At 36.6% G+C, this 19,790-nt stretch carries 10 protein-coding genes; all 10 read left to right on the forward strand.

Annotated features, from left to right (window positions below; all coding sequences use genetic code 11):
• The first annotated feature begins 31 nt into the window (after positions 1-31).
• The 10 genes from BM289_RS16790 to BM289_RS16835 all read left to right on the forward strand — a co-directional run bounded on the left by BM289_RS16790 (position 32) and on the right by BM289_RS16835 (position 19,729).
• Positions 32-709, forward strand: coding sequence for a DUF3826 domain-containing protein (locus BM289_RS16790; protein WP_091495651.1), 678 nt, complete (start codon positions 32-34; stop codon positions 707-709).
• Between the two features lie 140 nt (positions 710-849).
• Positions 850-2,556 (forward strand): polysaccharide lyase, encoded by a 1,707-nt coding sequence (locus BM289_RS16795; protein WP_091495653.1) that lies wholly within the window; start codon positions 850-852, stop codon positions 2,554-2,556.
• Positions 2,557-2,818: 262 nt separating this feature from the next.
• On the forward strand, positions 2,819-5,971 hold the full coding sequence (locus BM289_RS16800) for a DUF6298 domain-containing protein (protein ID WP_244165398.1): 3,153 nt from the start codon (positions 2,819-2,821) through the stop codon (positions 5,969-5,971).
• 172 nt (positions 5,972-6,143) lie between these two features.
• Entirely contained in the window at positions 6,144-7,547 is a 1,404-nt protein-coding gene (locus BM289_RS16805; protein WP_091495657.1) for a glycoside hydrolase family 140 protein, read from the forward strand.
• Positions 7,548-7,768: 221 nt separating this feature from the next.
• A complete protein-coding gene (locus tag BM289_RS16810; RefSeq protein WP_091495813.1) occupies positions 7,769-9,337 on the forward strand; it encodes a glycoside hydrolase family 28 protein in 1,569 nt (522 codons plus the stop codon).
• An 80-nt stretch (positions 9,338-9,417) separates the two neighbouring features.
• Positions 9,418-10,335 carry a glycoside hydrolase family 43 protein gene (locus BM289_RS16815; protein ID WP_091495659.1) on the forward strand — a complete coding sequence of 306 codons (918 nt, stop codon included), beginning with the start codon at positions 9,418-9,420 and terminating at the stop codon, positions 10,333-10,335.
• Positions 10,336-10,648: 313 nt separating this feature from the next.
• Positions 10,649-12,511 (forward strand): sialidase/neuraminidase family protein, encoded by a 1,863-nt coding sequence (locus BM289_RS16820; RefSeq protein WP_091495661.1) that lies wholly within the window; start codon positions 10,649-10,651, stop codon positions 12,509-12,511.
• Between the two features lie 159 nt (positions 12,512-12,670).
• Positions 12,671-15,451, forward strand: a complete 2,781-nt coding sequence (locus tag BM289_RS16825) for a family 78 glycoside hydrolase catalytic domain (RefSeq protein ID WP_091495663.1) — start codon at positions 12,671-12,673, stop codon at positions 15,449-15,451.
• A 149-nt stretch (positions 15,452-15,600) separates the two neighbouring features.
• Positions 15,601-17,019, forward strand: coding sequence for an acetylxylan esterase (locus tag BM289_RS16830; RefSeq protein WP_091495815.1), 1,419 nt, complete (start codon positions 15,601-15,603; stop codon positions 17,017-17,019).
• A gap of 259 nt (positions 17,020-17,278) precedes the next feature.
• Positions 17,279-19,729 (forward strand): glycoside hydrolase family 95 protein, encoded by a 2,451-nt coding sequence (locus BM289_RS16835; protein WP_091495665.1) that lies wholly within the window; start codon positions 17,279-17,281, stop codon positions 19,727-19,729.
• Positions 19,730-19,790: the final 61 nt, after the last annotated feature.

Genomic DNA, 19,790 nt, shown 5'->3' on the forward strand with positions numbered 1-19,790 from the left:
TGAGTTAAAAAAAAACTAAAAAAGAAAGACAATGGCACTAAATAAATTAAAAGCTGGTTTATTATCGTTGGTTTTTGCATTTTCAACTTTAAATGCGCAACAGCATTTAGATCCTGAATATGTAAAAGTTACTAACGAAAGAGCCGCAAAAATCGTTACCAAATTAGATTTGAAAAACGAAGCAAAAGAAAAAGCAGTTTCAAATATCATCGCACAACAGTTCAGAGATCTAACTGAAATCCAAGACGGAAGAGATGCTGAAATCAAAAAAGTAAAAGAAGATAGTTCTTTGGCAAAAGAAAAGCAAAACGAGAAAATTGATAAACTGAAAGCAAAGGCAGACGAATCAATTGCAAAATTGCATAAATCTTACCTTAAAAAATTAGGTAAAGAATTATCAGAAGACAAAATCACTGAAGTTAAAGACGGAATGACGTATGGTGTGCTTCCTATCACAGTAGCTGGTTACAACGATATGCTTCCGAACTTAACCGCAGAACAGAAAGATTACATCTACAAAGCTTTGGTTGAAGCTAGAGAACATGCAATGGACGCTGGCTCATCTAAAGAAAAACATGGCTGGTTTGGTAAATACAAAGGAAGAATCAACAACTATTTATCAAAACAAGGTTACGATTTAAATAAAGAAAGTGCTGACTGGCACAAACGTATTGAAGAAAGAGAGAAAGCTAAAAAAGCAAATCAATAAATAGTCCTTAGTCCCTAGTGATCAGTCTTTAAAGATAAGTTATTTTAGACTTAAAGTGATTAAGTACTAATTACTAAGAACCAGGGACAAACACAAAAAAAAAGCTAAGGACTAGGCACTAACTACTAACGACTAAACTAATGCAAAATATTTTTCCCAACCGTACTTTTAAGAGAACATTAATGGCTTTCTCATTTTGTTCGCTTGTTTCGTCGGCGTATGCCCAATATCCTGTAATTCCAAAAGATGTTCAAGCAAAAGCTGATGCTATTTTAGCTGACGAAGAAAAAAGGCTGAGCGAAATTTGGAATGCTAATCTTCATATCATTAAAGAAGAAGCAAAACAAGGAAAACCTTATTTACCTTGGGCTTCGTATCCAAAAGATTTTGTTCAGGCAGATATTCCTGCTTTTCCGGGTGCTGAAGGTGGTGGAGCTTACACGCAAGGTGGGCGAGGCGGAAAAATATTTGTGGTAACAAGTTTAGAAGACAGCGGAAAAGGAACTTTCCGTGAAGCTTGTGAAGCTGTTGGAGCAAGAACGATTGTTTTTAATGTTTCGGGAATCATTCAGCTGAAAAAAAGAATCAGCATGCGTGCGCCTTACGTAACCATTGCTGGACAAACGGCTCCAGGTGATGGAATTTGCATTGCAGGAGAAACTTTAGAAATTGATACACATGACGTTATTATCAGACATATGCGTTTCCGTCGTGGCGCTACCGAAGTTACCAGAAGGGATGATGCACTTGGCGGAAATCCAATGGGAAATATTATCGTGGATCACTGTTCAGTTAGCTGGGGATTAGACGAAAATGTGTCTTTATACAGACATCAGTTTGCAGCTAATGCAAAATCAAAATTAGAAAAACTACCAGCTTGTAATATCACGATTCAAAACACTATTTCATCAGAAGGTTTAGATACATATAATCACGCCTTTGGAAGTACAATCGGCGGATTGAATAGTACTTTTATGCGCAACTTATGGGCAGACAATATTTCCAGAAACGCTTCTATCGGAATGTATGGTGACTTTAATTTTGTGAATAACGTAGTATTCAATTGGTGGAATCGTACCCTTGACGGAGGTGATTATCGTTCGATGTTGAACATCATCAACAATTATTTTAAACCTGGACCAATTACACCGCAAAATGAACCAATTGCTCATAGAATTGTAAAACCAGAATCGGGTTATATTGAACCAAAACAATACGGAAGAGCTTATGTTTCAGGAAACTTTATTGTAGGATCGCCGGAAGTTACAGCAGATAACTGGAATGGCGGAGTACAATTGGAAAATCTTCCAGAAGCTGAAACCAAAGAGTTTTTAGCAGCAATTAAACAGCCAAAACCTTTCTCAATGCCAGCGTTCAAAATTATGGGAGCTGAAGAAGCATACGAATTTGTTTTAGCGAATGTTGGAGCAACAATTCCGAAAAGAGACGCGGTTGATGAAAGAATCCTAAAACAAGTTCGTACAGGAAAAATCGAAGTAAAAGACGGTTTAGAAAATTCAATTGGAAAAGAATATATCAAAAGAAGATTACCAGCTGATTCTTATAAAAAAGGAATAATAACACATCCTGATCAGGTCGGAGGTTATCCAACTTACAAAGGAAAAGCGTATAAAGATTCAGATAATGACGGAATTCCAGATGCTTGGGAGAAAAAATACGGTTTAAATCCAAACGATGCTTCAGATGCCAATAAAGATTCAAACGGAGACGGATATACGAATATCGAAAAATATTTTAATGGAATCGATCCAAACAATAAAATTGATTGGACGAAAGCGGAAAACAATACAGATACATTGGCCAAGTTGAAATCATTATTGCAATAGTTAAGTATTCGCAACGCAAACCTGACAGGTTTTTAAAACCTGTCAGGTTTAAGTACACAAAGAATATCCATCTAGTTTGTCATTTCGACGAAGGAGAAATCACACGAGTAATTCGACAAAGATTGGCGATTTTCAGAGTGGAGTTTCTAGTGCGATTTCTCCTTCGTCGAAATGACAAGATTATGGAAAGAGACAAACCTAAAAATTATATGAGATTGTATTACTCATATGGTTTAATTTTAAAGTCTAAAAAAATAATAAGGTGAATTTTACCCATTTAAAAAATAGAATCTCCCCTCCAAAAGAGAAAATGATTTTGTCTGGTTTGATGTTGCTTTTAAGTTTAAACATCACAGCCCAAAACAGTTTCCCAGATATTGTTAAAACCAAAGAAGGCAAACTTTCTTTCACAACAGATGGTCAAGGAAATCAAATCCCTGATTTTTCTTTTGCAGGATACAGAAATTCTGAAGTCGCACTTCCGAATCTGGAGAATAAGATTTTTGTTTCGAAACAAGAAGAAGATGTTACTCAAAAAATTCAAAATGCGATTGATTATGTAAGCGCATTAAAACCAGATAAATCAGGATTTCGTGGAGCTGTTTTGTTGGACAAAGGAACTTTTAAAATCAGCGGAACATTATACATTAGAAAATCGGGAGTTGTTTTAAGAGGAAGCGGAAATTCTGAAAACGGAACCGTACTTTTAGGAACCGGATTAGAAAGAGAAGCTTTAATTAGAGTTTTAGGTGTAAACGATAAAGTTTATAAAGATTCATTTGAATTCGCAAACGCTTACACACCTCTTGGAACGCAGAAAATCCAATTAAATAACACTTCAAAATTAAAAGTTGGAGACGAAATCGAAATCAGCAAACCTTTAACGGATAATTTCATTAAAGAAGTAAACATGCAGGATTTCGGCGGAGAAACTTCTTGGATTGGATGGAAAAAAGGCGACTGGATTACCGCTTGGAATCGTGTCGTAACTAAAATCAACGGAAACGAAGTAACTGTAAACGCACCAATTACAATGTCTTTGGACGATGCTTTTGGAGCTTCAAAAGTAACTGTTTATTCATGGGCAGGAAGAATCGAACATATCGGAATTGAAAATATCTTAATAAAATCAACTTACAATCCATCAAATTTAAAAGACGAAGAACACCGTTGGCAGGCAATCAGTATTGAAAACACTAGAAATGCTTGGGTAAAACAGGTTAATTTCAAACACTTTGCTGGCGGAGCCGTTACGATTTTAAAAACAAGTCAGCAAGTTACGGTTGAAGATTGTATTGCAACTGAACCGATTTCAGAAATAGCATCCTTTAGAAGACATACTTTTTATACAGAAGGCCAGCAAACTCTTTTCCAACGCTGTTATTCAGAATTTGGATATCATGATTTCGCTGTAGGCGGATTTGGAACAACAGGTCCAAATGCTTTCGTACAATGCGAATCACATTTACCATTCGAAAACAGCGGAGCCATCGGAAGCTGGGCAACAGGTGTTTTATTTGACATTGCCAATATCGACGGAAAAGCATTAAGCTACAACAACAGAGAACAAGGTGGAAGAGGCGCTGGATGGACAGCAGCAAATTCTGTAATCTGGGAATCATCGGCATCAAAAGTAGAATGTTATAGTCCTCCAACAGCACAAAACTGGGCTTTTGGAGTTTGGGGACAATTTGGAGGAAACGGACATTGGAAAAACGTAAATGAACATATCAGTCCAAGAAGTTTATTCTACGCACAACTAGAAGCCAGGTTAGGAAAACTTCCAGTTCAGCCTTTTATTTATGACTTAGGTTCAGAAGCTTCTTCAAGTCCGAGTGTAGAAGTTGCTGCAGAATTGACTAAAAACTCTGCAACGACAGCAAAAAGTTTACAAGAATTGATTGTAGAAGCTTCAAAAGCAAATCCAATTAATACAGATAATAAAGGTTTAAAAAATGCAAACGATTTAAAAGTTGTTGCAAATAAAACTGAAAAATCAACTTCAAAAGTAACTACAAAAAATGGCTGGTTAACTTTTGAAGGAAAAGTAATTGCAGGAAAACAAACCAACGTAGCATGGTGGAGAGGTGATTTAAGTGATGATTTCGTAAACAAATCTACACCACATATTACTCGTTTTGTTCCTGGAAGAACAGGAAACGGATTGACAGACAAAGTACAGGAAACGGTAGATTATTTGACAAAAAACAATATCGTTGCCTTAGAACACAATTACGGTTTATGGTACGACAGAAGAATGGACGATCACGAACGTGTTCGTAGAGTTGATGACGACGTTTGGCCACCGTTTTACGAACAACCTTTTGCCAGAAGCGGAAAAGACTTCGCTTGGGATCATTTGAGTAAATATGATTTAACAAAATTCAATGATTGGTACTGGAGTCGTTTAGCACAGTTTGCAACATTGGCAGAACCAAACGGACAATTGTTAATCAATCAGCAATATTTTCAACACAATATTTTAGAAGCTGGAGCGCACTGGGCAAGTTCGCCTTGGCGTTCTGCAAACAATATCAACAGCACAGGATTTCCAGAACCACCGCCTTACGCAGGAGACAAACGTATTTTCATGGCAGAGCAGTTTTACGATATTACCAATGCTCAAAGAAGAAAATTGCACGAAGGTTTCATCCGAAAATCATTTGAGAACTTTCAGGAAAACAGCAATGTAATTCAGCTGACAAGTGCCGAATATACAGGGCCATTACACTTTATGGAATTTTGGTTGGACCAAGCCCAAAAATGGAAAGACGAAACAGGCAAAAAAGGCTTAATTGGTTTAAGCGCAACAAAAGACGTTCAGGATGCTATTTTAAATGATGCCAAAAGAGTAAAAACCGTTGATATAATTGACATTCGTTATTGGTATTACAAAGAAGACGGATCGGCTTATGCACCGCAAGGAGGCGTTAATTTAGCACCAAGACAACACGCCAGGAAACTGAAAACGGGAAAAGAAACCGACAATCAAGTATATCGTGCCGTTCGTGAATACAGAGAAAAGTATCCGGAAAAAGTGATTTTATATTCAACAGACGGTTCGTCAAGATTCGGATGGCCGGCTTTAATGGCGGGAGCTTCAATGCCAAATATTCCGAAAATCGAATTGCCTCAGTTTTATGCCGCTTTAAGCGAAATGAAATTAGTTGACGGAAATACGTTTTCAGACAATCTTTGGAAATTGGAAAACAAAGGAAAAATCTATCTTTTTTATTTGAAAAACGATCAGGATATCACAATAGATTTAGCAAACGAAAAAGGAACATTTGAAGTATTTGCAATTAATGCAACAACAGGAAATATAACGAAAAAAGCCAACATCAGCGGAGGAAAACAAGTGACAATTCCACAAGCTGAAATAAAAGAAAAAGTGCTTTTTGTAATAAGAAAGTAAAAGAAGGTTTGCCACGAATTACACGAATTTGCACGAATTTAATTTTAAATTAAATCTGCTCAATCTGCAAAATCTGCGTGAAACAATAAACACAAGCAGAATAAAATTCGAGCAAATTCGTGTAATTCGTGGCAAACAAACCCAAAAAACATAAATTCAAAAACAACCCAAAATGAATCTGAAAATTAAATCTTTATACGCTCTTTGTATAAGCTTTATGTTGACAGCACAAAGCGGATTTTCGCAATCTGCCAAAACAAAAGCATCTTTACCTGAAATCAAAGTATCTAAAAATCAGCATTATTTTGTTACCGAAAATGAAAAACCATTTTTCTGGCTAGGCGACACAGGCTGGCTGGCATTTGGAAAACTGGATAGAGCAGGAATTGAGAAATATTTCAAAGACAGAAAAGAAAAAGGATTCAATGTTGTTCAGGTGATGGTTTTGCATAACATAAATGCTGTAAACGTGTATGGCGCTTCGGCATTAATCAACGAAGATGTTTCGAAACCTTTGCTTACGGCAGGAAATGATTTCAAAGACGCAAAACAATACGATTATTGGGATCACATAGATTACACTTTAGATGTAGCTCAAAAAAACGGAATCTACGTAGCCATGGTCCCGATTTGGGGAACCAACGTATCAAAAGGAAATAAAGTAAGTAAAGAACAAGCAATAGTTTATGCTGATTTCTTGGCTAAAAGATATAAAAACAGAACCAACGTAATCTGGTTAAACGGTGGTGACACACACGGAAACGAATTTCAGGATATTTGGAATGCGATTGGAAATACTTTAAAAACGAACAATCCAAATCAGTTAGTGACTTTTCACCCGTTTGGAAGAACCGATTCTTCAGATGATTATCATAATGCAAAATGGTTGGATTTCAATATGTTCCAGTCAGGACACAGAAGATACGATCAGGATTCGGTAAAAACGAATTTCAAAGAAGATAATTACAAATTTGTTCTAAGAGATTTCGAATTAAAACCTACAAAACCTACACTTGACGGAGAGCCGTCTTATGAAGGAATTCCACACGGTTTACACGACACACTTCAGCCAAAGTGGACAGCAAATGATGTTCGCCGTTACGGATATTGGTCGGTTCTTTCAGGCGGAGCAGGTTATACGTACGGACACAATGCCGTAATGCAAATGTTCAGAAAAGGCGATAAACCGGCTTACGGAAACAAAGAATTATGGACATCAGCCATCAATTCACCAGGAGCAAAACAAATGATTTACATTAAGAAATTAATGGAAGAAGTACCATTTTTAGAAGGAGTCCCAGATGTTTCTTTAGTAGTAAACCAAGGCGAAAAATACGATTATATTCCAGCCATAAGAGGAGAAAAATATGCTTTGCTTTACACTTACAATGGAAGAATAATAGAAGTAAAACTAGGAAAAATTTCAGGAGATAAATTCGAAGCAACTTGGTACAATCCGAGAAATGGAAAGAAAACTAAAATCGGAGTATTTGATAACAAAGGAACTCAGAATTTTCAGCCAGAAGGCAAAAAAGAAGATGGTAATGACTGGGTTTTGATTTTGAGATCTATTTAAACGCAAAGTTTTGTCCTCCTGAGCGAAGTCGAAGGACCGCAAAGATTGGACATAAAGTTTGATATAGCATGCGCCCTTCGACTTCGCTCAGGGTGACAAAAAATGCGAATTATAAAACTCTCGCAGATTTTGCGGATAAAAAATCTTTTTAATCTGTAAAATCAGTGGCAAAAAAAATCTGCACAATCTGCCAAATCTGCGAAAGAAAAAACAACACAACTATGAAAAACATACTAATAATACTCTGCTTCATAACAGGATTAAACACCACTTTCGCAAACGACGGCTGGCTAAATATCCTAAAAGAAGGCGGAAACAACAAAGGAATAAAATGCACCCAAGCCATTCAGAATGCTATCGAAAAAGCATCTAAAAACGGCGGAGGAACCATCTTTTTTCCTGCTGGAGAATATTTGACAGGAGCCTTAACACTAAAAAGCAACATCACGATTCACTTAGATTCTGGAGCACTTTTAAAATTTTCAGAGAACTTCGATGATTTTCTTCCTTACGTTGAAATGCGTTACGAAGGAATTGTAATGAAAAGTTTCCAACCGTTATTTTATGCCAAAGACGTAGAAAACATCACCATTACAGGGAGAGGCGTAATCGACGGACAAGGAAAAGCGTGGTGGAATGAAGTGTACCGAATCGAAACGGCCAAAGAACCGCTTCCTCTAACCAAATACCAAACCATGTGGGAAGAGCAAAACAAAGGTCTTTACACTGAACCGTATTACAAAAGAACAGTCGACAAGAAATTCTTCAGACCTTCATTCTTTCAGGCTTACAACTGTAAAAACATTTTGATTGAAGGCGTTACGTTTCAAAATTCTCCTTTTTGGACCATCAACCCAGAATTTTGTGATAATGTGACGGTTACTGGAATTTCGATTTTCAATCCGCATTCGCCAAATACAGACGGAATCAATCCTTCTTCTTGTACCAATGTTCACATTTCAAATTGTCATATCAGCGTTGGAGATGATTGTATCACAATCAAATCAGGAAGAGACGGCGACGGACGTAAATACGGAAAAGCAACAGAAAATGTAACCATCACGAATTGCACGATGCTAAGCGGTCATGGCGGAGTAGTTATCGGTAGCGAAATGTCAGGTGGCATCAAAAAAATCACTATTTCAAATTGTGTTTTTGACGGAACCGATCGCGGAATCCGTATTAAATCGGCTCGCGGAAGAGGCGGTGTTGTAGAAGATATTCGTGTTGATAATATCGTCATGAAAAACATCAAAGAAGAAGCCATCGTTTTAAGCCTTTTCTACGATAAAGGAACTACAGTTGAACCTGTAACCGAGAAAACACCAATTTTCAGAAATATCCACATGAGCAACATCACGGCTTCAAACGTAAATAAAGCAGGGCAGATTTTAGGAATTACCGAAATGCCAATTCAAAACATCACTTTCTCTAACATCAATATGGATGGAAAAGAAGGATTTACGGTAAACACAGCGACAGATGTTGAATTTCACGATGTAAAAGTAAACGCAACAGTAGGTTCTTCATTCAAAATATCAGATTCAAAAAATGTTATTTTAGACAATGTTGGATCTTCAACACCAATAAAAGGAGTTCCGGTTATTAAATTAGATAATGTTTCAAATGTGTTAATCAACAATAATTTTCCATTCAATCCAACAGATATTTTTATCGAAGCTGATGGGAAAGACACTAAAAACATTTTCCTGAAAAACAATGTTTTAAATAACGTAACAAAGAAAATCAAAAAAGGAGCTTCTTTAGATAAAAAAGCAATTACAGAATAGATTATAATAACACAGATTTCACGAATTTATACCAATTTTTATTCGTGCTAATTAGTGAAATTGGTGTTCAATTTTAGATCATGAAAAAAATATTCATCATATTAACCCTTTCGCTTTTTGCTGTGAGTTATTCGCAGAAAAAGAAAGATTTATATCTTTTTACGTCATTTAGAGAACCCGCAACAGAAGGTTTATATTTGGCATACAGCGAAGACGGATACAACTGGAAAGGATTAGAAGGATCGTTTTTAAAGCCCGAAATCGGAGCCAGTAAAATCATGCGCGACCCTTCAATTACAAAAGGAGCAGACGGAACGTATCACATGGTTTGGACAACCGATTGGAAAGGTGGAAATGGTTTTGGTTACGCAAGTTCAAAAGACTTGATTCATTGGTCGGAGCAACAATATATTCCGGTCATGAAAAACGAACCCGAAGTCGTAAATGTTTGGGCACCAGAAATTTTTTATGATGATGTTAAAAAAGAATACATTATTATTTGGGCATCGACAATTCCGTTTAGATATCCAAAAGGAGTGGAAGAAGAGAAAAACAACCACAGAATGTATTATGTAACGACAAAGGATTTCAAAACGTTTTCGGATACAAAATTATATTACGATCCAGGTTTCAGCGTAATTGACTGTGTGATTGTCAAAAAAGGAAAGAAAGATTATGTTTTGGTTTTGAAAGACAACACAAGACCCATGCGAAACATAAAAGTAGCTTTCGGAAAATCGCCTTTAGGACCGTTTCAAAAACCTTCAAAGCCTTTAACCGAATATTTATCAGAAGGTCCAACAGTAGTAAAAGTAGGTAAGAACTGGTTGTTATATTATGATAATTACGGTTCAAAAAATTATAAAGCGTTAAGCACAACAGATTTTGTTCATTTTGAAGATGTATCCTCCAAAATAAGCCTTCCTGAAGGACACAAACATGGAACGATTACGACAATCTCTGCAGACGTTTTAAAAGGATTAATTGATAGAAAATAAATTATATATCCACAGAGTACATAGATTTCCAAAGATTAAATTTTGAATAATCTTTTTAATCCTTGTAATCTGTGGCAAAAGAAAAAAATAAGAATCAGCTAAATCTGCCAAATCTGCGAGAGTAAAATTTTTCCCGCAGATTTAGCAGATCAAGCAGATAAAAGAAATGGTTAGAAAAATTTCACGCAGATTTAAAATGATTTTAGCAGATCAAGCCGATTTTTTGATTTGTATAAAATCAAAAAGATTAAAATTAAATCTGCGCCAATCAGCCAAAATCTGCAAAATCTGCGTGAAATAAAAAAAATATAAAATGATTGCTTTCCAAAACATAAAAACCAACATCATCACAGCCACAATTATTTTGGCTTGCACCGCTGTAAATGCACAGAACGACACGGTCCGATATGTTGGCAAAACACTTTCAAACATCGATTACCATCATGGAATGTTAAGTCCGGCAGTTGGAGTTCACGCCACACAAATCATGCGTGCCAGCCGTGAGCACCCAGAAAAAGCAGATGGTTTTGGATGGACGTACAATCATCAGCCGATGATGGCGTATTGGAATAACACTTTTTATTTGCATTATTTAAGCGATCCTTCGGGCGAACATATTCCGCCAAGTCAGACATTATTAATGACTTCTAAAGACGGTGTAACGTGGACAAAACCCGAAGTGATTTTTCCTATTTATAGAATTCCAGACGGATGGAAAAAAGAAGGCGTAGAAGGCGTTGCCAAAAATCTCGATGCGATTATGCATCAAAGAATGGGCTTTTATACCTCAAAAGACAACCGACTTTTTGCTTTGGCGTATTACGGAATCGCAATGGATGAAAAAGACGATCCAAACGACGGAAAAGGAATTGGTCGTGTCATTCGTGAAATCAAAAAAGACGGAAGTTTTGGCGAAATTTATTTCATCAGATACAACAAAACCTGGGATAAATCGAAATCGAAATTCCCATTTTATACCGCATCAAAAGACAAAGGTTTGAAAAAAGCCTGCGAAGAAATTTTATCTGAACCATTAGTTTTACAACAATGGGTGGAAGAGGCCGATCGTGACGATGAATTGATTCCGTTACAGAAACCATATAAAGCGTTTAGTTATTACCATTTACCAAATGGAAATGTTGTTGGTTTATGGAAACATGCTTTAACATCTATCAGCAGAAATGGTGGAAAATCTTGGGATTATATGCCATTGCGTGCACCGGGATTTGTAAACAGCAATGCTAAGATTTGGGGACAAAAAACGTCAGACAACCGTTATGCAACGCTTTACAATCCTTCAGAATATCGTTGGCCTTTGGCAATTTCAACAAGCGATGATGGTTTAAATTACAAAGATTTATTACTGGTTCACGGAGAAATAAGTCCGATGCGTTATGGAGGAAACTATAAATCAGCAGGTCCGCAATACGTTCGCGGAATCACAGAAAAAAACGGAACTCCGCCAGATGGAAAAATCTGGGTGGGTTACAGCATGAACAAAGAAGATATTTGGGTGGCGTCGATTCCGGTTCCAGTAACTTCTGTTGTGACAGAAAATGTAAATGATGTTTTCAATAATCTTCCCGACGGACAGGAATTGAAATTATGGAATACCTACGATTTGTCATGGGCATCAACAAAAATTGAAAAGAAAGCCGATGGTAAAAAATGGCTGACGTTAAGAGATCAGGATTATTTTGATTATTCACGTGCTGAAAGAGTAATTCCTTTTGCATCAAAAATGGAAGCTGTTTTTACAGTAAAACCAGAACAAAATAATCATGGTTTATTGCAAGTTGAATTCCAAAATAAACAAGGTTTGCCATCGGTAAGATTGATTTTTGATTCGGATGGAGAATTAAAGGTAAAAAATGGTGCGCGTTTGAGTTCGGTTACAAAATACGAAGCAAACAAAGCATATACAATCACAGTTAAATTAGATGCTAAAAACCGTCAATACACTATAAAAGTAAACGATGGAAAAGAATCAACAAAGATATTTTATGCGCCAACAGACGGTTTTGAACGAATCATGTTCCGCACAGGAGAACAAAGATATACGCCAAATCCGGACACAGCGCCAGACACTGACGATTACGACGACCTGCCTCAAACGGGGAAATTAATTCCAGAAGCAGTTTTTAATATCGAATCGTTGATAACTAAGAAGTTGTAAAAATTATGGAACGCGGATGAAACGGATTTACTTCGTAAAAACGCGGATAAAAACGGATTTTTCTTTTTGTCATAAAGTAAAACAAATAAAAAAATCCGTGTAAATCAGCGTCTTCGCGATAGCGAATCCGTTTCATCAGCGTTCAAATTTAAAGTTAGAATGAAGAATTTCAAAAACATATTATTAGGACTTAGTTTTTTAATCACATTCATTTCAAATGGACAAGTCTTGCCTGTACGTTTAACAACAGAAATGGCAGAAAATCCATTGGCAGTGGTTGAGAATCAACCGAGATTGGGTTGGCAATTGATTTCAAAAGAACCTGATGCATCGCAATTAGCTTATCTTATTTTAGTTGCTTCATCAGAAGAAAAACTAAATAATGACGATGGAGATGTTTGGAATACAGGAAGAGTGAATTCAAATAAAAACCTGCATATTGTTTATGGCGGAAAACCATTAAAAAACGAAACTAAATATTTCTGGAAAGTTAAAGTTTGGAATCAATCAGGAAAAGTTTCAAAATGGAGTAAAAATGCTTCTTTTAGAACGGCGCCGTTAGAATCAGATCTAAATCCAATTTGGATTGGTGCAATTACCAAAGCCGACAGTCATTTGCCGGAAGGCAGAAACTACCACACAGCCACTTTCAACCGAGAAAAGAAGAATTCTTTTATCAATGCTTCCGATTCTTTAGCACGAAGAAGTATTATGTTGCGTAAGCCTTTCGAAGTAGAGAAAGTAGTCAAAGAAGCCGTTGTTTATATTTCAGGTTTAGGACATTATGAGTTAACCATCAACGGAAAAAAAGTGGGTAACAGCCAATTTGCGCCTTTGTGGACCGATTACGATAAAACGGTTAACTACAATGTGTATGAATTAGGCGCAAAAGATATTCAAAAAGGCGATAACGTAATTGGCGTTCTTCTAGGAAACGGAATGTACAATACGCTTGCTGAAAGATATACCAAATTCTTTGTGAGTTTTGGACCGCCGACTTTATTCTTTAAAATGAAAATCAAGTATAATGATGGTTCAGAAGAAATTATAAAGTCTGATAGAACTTGGAAATACAGTAAAAGTCCGATTACGTATAACAGTATTTTTGGAGGAGAAAATTACAATGCCAATTTAGAACAGAAAGACTGGAATCGTAAAGGTTTCAAAGATAGAGATTGGAAAAAAGTAGTTATTCAGGAAGCACCAAAAGGAGTATTAAAACCTCAGACAGCACCGCCAGTTACGATTCAGAAACAATATGAGGTGAAAACCGTAAAAGAGCTGAAACCGAATTTCTATGTTTTTGATATGGGACAGAATCTTTCGGGATTTCCAACCATAAAAGTAAAAGGAAAAAGAGGGCAAACGATTCGTGTTTGGGTTGCCGAAGGTTTAAATGAAGAAGGAACAATTGCGCAAGGAAGATCTGGAAAACCATATTATTACGATTATATTTTAAAAGGTGATGGAGTGGAAGAATGGACACCAAAATTCAGTTATTACGGTTATCAGTATGTTCAAATTGAAAACATTAATTATAAAGAAGATAAAAATAAAGAACTTCCCACTTTGGTCGATTTGAAGTCGAATTTCATTTACAATTCGGCTGGAGAAGCAGGAAGTTTTGCTTGTTCGAATGAGATTTTTAATAAAACACACGAACTGATCAATAATTCGATAAAAAGTAATTTCCAAAGCGTTTTTACCGATTGCCCGCAACGTGAAAAGTTAGGATGGCTCGAAGAAATTCAATTGAATGGCCCAGGTTTAATGTTCAATTATAATCTTCAGACTTTCCTTCCTGCAACGATGCAGAACATTTCTGATTCCCAACGTGATAGTGGTTTAATTCCGACAATTGTTCCAGAATATGTCATTTTTGGAGGCGATTTTACCGATTCTCCGGAATGGGGTGTAACAGGCGTAATCTTGCCTTGGATGTATTACGAATATTACGGTGACGCTTCATTATTAGAGAAATATTATCCTGTAATGAAAAAGTACGTCGATTATTTAGGAACCAAAGCCACAAACAACATAGTTTCTCACGGATTAGGCGATTGGTACGATTACGGAACACATCCTGCAGGATATTCTAAAAATAGTCCGATTGCGCTTTCTGCTACTTCGCACTATTATTATGGAGCTTATTTAGTAGCAAAAGCATCAAAATTATTAGGTAAAACTGAAGATTTTGAGAAGTATAATACGTTGGCTTCTGAGATTAAAACGGCTTTCAATGCGGCATTTTTTAATGAAGAAACCAAACAATACGGAACAAACAGTCAGTTTAGCAATGCCGTTCCGATTTTTATGGATATCGTAGAACCGCAATATAAAGAAGCAGTAATGCAGAATTTACTAGCTGATATCAAAGAAAAAGGAGATCGTTTGACAACGGGAGATGTTGGAAATCGTTATTTATTCCAAACTCTGGCACAAAACGGCGAAAACGAAACCATGTTTAGAATGCACAATCATTACGATGCACCGGGTTATGGTTTTCAGATTAAATTTGGCTTGACCACTTTAACAGAACAATGGGATCCGAGAAAAGGAAATTCATGGAATCACTTTATGTTAGGTCAGATTGAAGAATGGTTTTATCAAAGTTTGGCTGGAATTATGTCTGATCCTGACAAACCAGGTTTCAAACATTTCTTTATTCAGCCGGAAGTAGTTGGCGATATGACTTTCGTAAAAGCCGATTATCAGTCGGTTTATGGAAAAATCGCTTCTTCTTGGGAAAAGAAAGACGGCAAGTTTATTTTGACCGTTCAGATTCCAGTGAATACAACAGCCACAATAAAATTGCCGGTTGCTAAAAATTCAGAAATAAAAATCGATAATAAAAGAGTTAGAGCAGGTTTTGATGAAAAAGCACAAAAGCCTGTTTTAGAATTAGGATCAGGAATTTATACAATAGAATGCACAATATAATGGAACACAGATGAAACGGATTTACTTCGTAAAGACGCGGATAAAAACGGATTTTTCTTTTTTTTAAATAAATAAAAAATCCGTGTAAATCAGCGTTTTCGCGATAGCGAATCCGTGTCATCAGCGTGCCAATACACAACAATATCAAAATGAAAAAAATAAAATACATCTTCTTAGTTTCCATTTTTGCTTTGACATTTACCAATGCGCAAAGTACTTCTGATACGAATTTTAGAAAGCCAGTATCAGAAACACTGAAAAAAATAGAAACTATTTTTAACGTAACCATCAACGATGACAGAGGCTTATTAAAAGGAAAAGAACTGTACTATGCCGACTGGAGAATTGAACCCGGAAATCTGCCACTTTCGCTGACTAATATTTTAGCGCCGTTTGAATTGATGTATTTTAAACAACCCGATGGAACCTACATCATACGAAAGTATGAAAACCATAAAGTTTCGGTAGATAAAGGAAAAGAACGCTTGTTTTACTTAGAAAGCCTTTATTCGACCAAAGAAGAATGGGAGAAACGCAAAACGGAGTTAAAAGCTTGTATGATTGCATCATTTGGATTAGAAAAGGCACCCCCAATGCCCAAGTCTAAACCACTTTTAACTCCAAAGAGAATTTACAAAGACTACAGTGTAGAAAATATTGCTTTGGAAATTCTTCCGGGAGTTTATGCCACGGGATCGATTTACAAACCGTATCCGTTCAATAAAAAGTCGGCTGTAATTATTACGCCTGACGGGCATTTCGGCGACGGAAGATACAGAAAAGACGAGCAATACCGTTGTGCCATGATGGCGAAAATGGGTGCCATTGTAGTCGGTTACGATTTATTTGCTTGGGGAGAATCGTTATTGCAGTTTCCAGAAGAAACGCACAGAAACAGCATTGCATCGACAGTTCAGTTGTTAACAGGAATTCGTTTGTTGGATTATTTGTCAACCGTAAAAAATGCTGATATGTCGAGAGTTGGCGTTACGGGTGGTTCTGGTGGAGGATCGCATACGATGTTTTTATCGGCGATTGATGATCGTGTAAAAGTTTCGGCTCCGGTTGTAATGGTTTCATCGCATTTTTCAGGCGGTTGCCCATGCGAAAGCGGACGCGGAATTCACTTATGCGGAAACGGAACAAACAATGCCGAAATCTCAGCTATGATGGCGCCAAAACCACAATTGATTGTTTCTGACGGAAAAGACTGGACTTTAGCAGTTCCAGAATTGGAATTCCCTTTTATCCAAAGAACATACGAATTGTACGGAAAGAAAGATTTGGTCGAAAACGCTCATTTTGCCAAAGAAGGACATGATTTCGGAATCTCGAAACGTATGGCTTTGTATCCGTTTATGGCGAAATATTTAAGTTTAGATTTGAATAAAGTCAAAAACGATAAAGGCGAAATTGACGAATCGACGTGTGTGATTGAGCCAAAAGAAAAGTTGCTGGTTTTTGGAGATAAAGGCGAAAAACTACCAAAAAATGCCCTGAAAGACATCAACAAATTATATGAAATGTTCGGAGAAAAAAATCTGAAAGTTTACGAGGTTAAAAAATAGATTTATAGCCACGAATTTCACGAATTTATACGAATTATTTTTTTTGCCACAGATTAAAGGATTTCCACTGATTAGAAAATCCGCTAAATCTGCTAAATCTGCGGGAAAAATTACTATCGCAGATTTAACAGATTATGGAGACAAAATAATCCAAATAATCCATTTAATCTGAGGCAAAACAAATTAGAGAAATTGAAATAAAAATTAAAAAAGAAATTAGTGCAATTCGTGTAATTCGTGGCGAAAAAAAAATATAAGTATGAGATTGAAAATTAAAATAACGGCAATTTGTCTTGGGATTTTTTCCTTAACAGCGACAGCGCAAAGCGATCTAAAATTATGGTACGATAAACCTGCGTCTATTTGGAACGAAGCTTTGCCTTTGGGCAACGGACGTTTAGGCGCAATGGTTTTTGGCGATCCTTCAGTAGAACGTTTGCAGTTGAACGAAGAAACCATTTGGGCAGGATCTCCAAACAGCAATGCACATAATAAATCGATAAAAGCACTTCCAATTGTTCGTCAGTTAATTTTTGATGGAAAGTTTGATGAAGCGCAAGATTTAGCAACACAGGATATTATGTCGCAAACCAATGATGGAATGCCGTATCAAACTTTTGGAAGCGTTTATATTTCATTCAACGGACATCAAAAATATACCGATTATTACCGTGATTTAGACATCAGCAATGCTACGGCGAAAGTAAAATACAAAGTAAATGGTGTTGAATTTAGAAGAGAAATTCTAACTGCATTTTCAGATCAGGTTATTGTGGTAAAACTTTCTGCAAGTCAGCCTGGACAGATTACGTGTAATGTTTTTATGAACAGTCCGATTGATAAAACAGTCGCTTCGACAGAAGGAAATCAGATCATACTTTCTGGAGTTGGAACTAACTTTGAAGGCGTAAAAGGAAAAGTAATATTCCAAGGCCGATTAACAGCTAAAAACAAAGGTGGCCAAATCGATGCCAGCAACGGCGTTTTAAGCATCAATAAAGCTGACGAAGTGACTTTGTACATTTCGATTGCAACCAATTTCAAAAACTATCAAGATATTTCGGGAGATGAAATTGCAAAAAGCAAAGACTATTTAGCGAAAGCGGAAACAAAAGATTTTGAAACCATAAAGAAGGCTCACGTTGATTATTACCAAAAATTCTTCAACAGAGTTGCTTTAGATTTAGGTTCTAATGAATTGACAAAGAAACCAACAAACGAAAGAATCAGAGATTTTTCGAAACAATTCGATCCGCAGTTGGCTTCGCTCTATTTCCAATTCGGACGTTATCTTTTAATTTCGAGTTCACAGCCGGGAGGACAGCCAGCCAATTTACAAGGAATTTGGAACGATATGGTGACGCCGCCTTGGGACAGTAAATACACAACCAACATCAATGCCGAAATGAATTACTGGCCGGCACAAGTAACCAATCTGCAGGAAATGCACGAACCTTTTGTGCAAATGGCAAAAGAGTTGGCAGTAACTGGTGCAGAAACGGCGAAAACAATGTATAATGCCAGCGGTTGGGTTTTACACCACAATACTGATATTTGGCGTGTAACCGCTCCCGTAGATTCAGCTGCTTCGGGAATGTGGCCGACGGGTGGCGCTTGGGTTTGTCAGGATTTATGGGAAAGATATTTATATACAGGTGATAAAAAATATTTAGCAGAAATTTATCCAATCATGAAAGGTGCAGCCGATTTCTTTTTGGATTTTATGGTAATTGATCCTAATACAAAATATTTAGTTGTCGTTCCATCAAGTTCTCCAGAAAATACACATGCTGGCGGAACAGGAAAAGCAACCATTGCATCAGGAACGACAATGGACAACCAGCTGATTTTTGATTTGTTTACGCATGTAATTGAGGCTTCGGCTTTGGTTTCGCCAGATGCTATTTATGTGAAAAAAGTAAGCGAGGCTTTGGCAAAAATGCCTCCAATGAAAGTGGGAAAACATAATCAGCTGCAAGAATGGCAAGACGATTGGGACAATCCGAAAGATAATCACAGACACGTTTCGCATTTGTACGGATTGTATCCAAGTAATCAGATTTCGGCAATTAAAACGCCTGAATTATTTGAAGCAGCCAAACAATCTTTAATTTATAGAACAGACGAATCTACAGGCTGGTCAATGGGATGGAAAGTAAATTTATGGGCGAGATTATTAGACGGAAATCATGCTTATAAATTGATTCAGGATCAATTGCATTTGGTGACAGCAGACCAAAGAAAAGGTGGAGGAACGTACCCGAATATGTTAGATGCGCATCAGCCATTTCAGATTGATGGGAATTTTGGATGTACAGCCGGTTTTGCTGAAATGCTGATGCAGAGTCAGGAAGATGCGATTCAGTTATTGCCGGCTTTACCAACCGTTTGGAAAGACGGAAGCATAAAAGGTTTAGTAGCAAGAGGCGGTTTTGTAATTGATATGACTTGGAAAAATAATAAAGTTTCGACTTTAAAAATCTATTCGAAAATTGGAGGAAACTGCCGATTGAAAGTAGAAAATACGCTGAAAGGTTCTTCAATCAAAAAAGCAAAAGGGAAAAATTCAAATCCTTTGTTTTACGATGTTGAAGTAAAGAAACCGATTATTTCTAATGAAGCAAAATTGCCTAAAGTACAATTGCCGAATTACAATATTTACGATGTAAATATGAAAGCGGGACAGACTTATACTTTTACGGGGAATTAAAATATTTTGAAACCATATAAGTGATATAAGGAAATATAAAGCAAAACTTAATTGAACTTAT

The sequence above is a fragment of the Flavobacterium phragmitis genome (genome assembly GCF_900112575.1).
Classification (GTDB): Bacteria; Bacteroidota; Bacteroidia; order Flavobacteriales; family Flavobacteriaceae; genus Flavobacterium; species Flavobacterium phragmitis.

Coding starts and splice junctions, on each gene's coding strand:
- BM289_RS16805 (WP_091495657.1), top strand. CDS start 6,144: ATGAATCTGAAAATTAAATCTTTATACGCTCTTTGTATAAGCTTTATG.
- BM289_RS16825 (WP_091495663.1), top strand. CDS start 12,671: ATGAAGAATTTCAAAAACATATTATTAGGACTTAGTTTTTTAATCACA.
- BM289_RS16815 (WP_091495659.1), top strand. CDS start 9,418: ATGAAAAAAATATTCATCATATTAACCCTTTCGCTTTTTGCTGTGAGT.
- BM289_RS16790 (WP_091495651.1), top strand. CDS start 32: ATGGCACTAAATAAATTAAAAGCTGGTTTATTATCGTTGGTTTTTGCA.
- BM289_RS16830 (WP_091495815.1), top strand. CDS start 15,601: ATGAAAAAAATAAAATACATCTTCTTAGTTTCCATTTTTGCTTTGACA.
- BM289_RS16810 (WP_091495813.1), top strand. CDS start 7,769: ATGAAAAACATACTAATAATACTCTGCTTCATAACAGGATTAAACACC.
- BM289_RS16820 (WP_091495661.1), top strand. CDS start 10,649: ATGATTGCTTTCCAAAACATAAAAACCAACATCATCACAGCCACAATT.
- BM289_RS16795 (WP_091495653.1), top strand. CDS start 850: ATGCAAAATATTTTTCCCAACCGTACTTTTAAGAGAACATTAATGGCT.
- BM289_RS16835 (WP_091495665.1), top strand. CDS start 17,279: ATGAGATTGAAAATTAAAATAACGGCAATTTGTCTTGGGATTTTTTCC.